Annotated in this window: 1 protein-coding gene; it reads left to right on the top strand. The window is 37.2% G+C overall.

Going from position 1 to position 1,521, the window contains the following annotated elements; all coding sequences use genetic code 11:
* Nucleotides 1-140 precede the first annotated feature (140 nt).
* Nucleotides 141-1,448: an MFS transporter gene (locus AOG54_RS03445; protein ID WP_048102236.1), complete on the top strand. Its 1,308-nt coding sequence runs from the start codon at nucleotides 141-143 to the stop codon at nucleotides 1,446-1,448.
* Nucleotides 1,449-1,521 lie beyond the last annotated feature (73 nt).

Raw genomic sequence — 1,521 nt, 5'->3', positions numbered from 1 at the left:
AAATAGTATATGAGATATATTGTCATATAATAACAATTAACGTTTAATTTAATTATATGTTTTAATGTATATTGATATAATATTTCTTATACTTATGTTCATACAGGAATTTATTTATTCAATAATTATTTAATATATTTATGTCACAGAATGCTGTTCAGGTCAAAACGCCCTGGGGCAATATAAGGTGGTCAGCATTTTATGCCGCATGGGGAGGCTGGGTTCTTGATGGATTTACAACCTTCGTTTATGCATTTATAGATCTGGCCGCAACCAGATATTTACTTCCCGCCACAGGTATAAGCCTGAGCCTTACATCATTTTTCCTTGCAGCATTTTTTGCAGTATTTCTAATAGGATGGGGCACATCATTTATTTTTGGCCCGCTTGGTGATAAATACGGAAGAATAAAAATACTATCCTTAAGCATCATCTTATTTGCCGTTGGGTCGGTTCTGAGTGGTTTATCAACCAATGCATATGAATTTATGGTCTTTAGATTCCTGACAGGTCTCGGGATTGGTGCAGAATGGTTTTCAGGCGGAACCACAGTTGCAGAGGTTTTCCCTGAGGATAGAAGGGTTATGGGAGCTGGGCTTTTCCATACGGGCTTTTACTTTGGATTTTTATTTGCCGCACTGGCGGAGCTTGTCCTTGAGCCATTTATTGGATTCCGTGGAATGCTTATACTTGGAGGGCTTCCTGTAATCTTCATAATTTATGTAAGGTATAAAACAAAGGAGCCTGAAAAATGGGTTAATGTTAAAAGGGCTGCCAAAAATTCATTGAAGGCCAGGGAATCATTTTATTCCATATTCAAAAAAGGTTATGCAAAATCCACTGTAATAGCATCCCTGGTTATGTCTGCCGTTATACTGGGACTTTACAGCGGTACTGTGTATGTCCCAACAATAATTGAGGATATAACAGCCAAAATTGCCATGCTTAAATATCCAGTTGTATATTATGTTGCAGCTGGTGGTGCAGAGGTGTCAGCATTTACAATAATTGGATGCATACTAATGCCATTAATGGCGGAAAAACTTGGAAGGAGAATAACATTGATAATCTTTCTGGTGCTTATGACCATCAGTGTTGTTCTTATTTACGATATAATATTCTATATGAACTCATTATTTTATCTTTATCTGGCAATACCATTACTTGGCCTTGGGGGTGCTGACTTTTCGGTATTTACCCTCTGGAGCCCTGAGCTTTATCCAACAGAATTTAGAAATTCAGGCTTTGCAGCAATAACCACCTTTGCAAGGTATTTTGCCGCAGCACTGATATTCATCATAGGTTATCTCGCGCTTCTGGTTGGGTTTGGCCATGCCGTGGCATACACCGCCATAGGATTTGTGCTGGTGATGCCTCTTGTATTTTTAATGAAGGAAACAAGGGGCCAGAAACTTCCAGAAAAAATACTCTCAGGCGTTAAGGATTAAATTTTTAAATTATTTTTATTTTATTTATCAAATTAAATAGCAATACTGTGGTATATTATTAATGGTTTTATTA

Origin of the sequence: Acidiplasma aeolicum (assembly GCF_001402945.1) — an archaeon.
Classification (GTDB): domain Archaea; phylum Thermoplasmatota; class Thermoplasmata; order Thermoplasmatales; family Thermoplasmataceae; genus Acidiplasma; species Acidiplasma aeolicum.
This window is presented reverse-complemented; position numbering and strand designations above follow the sequence as displayed.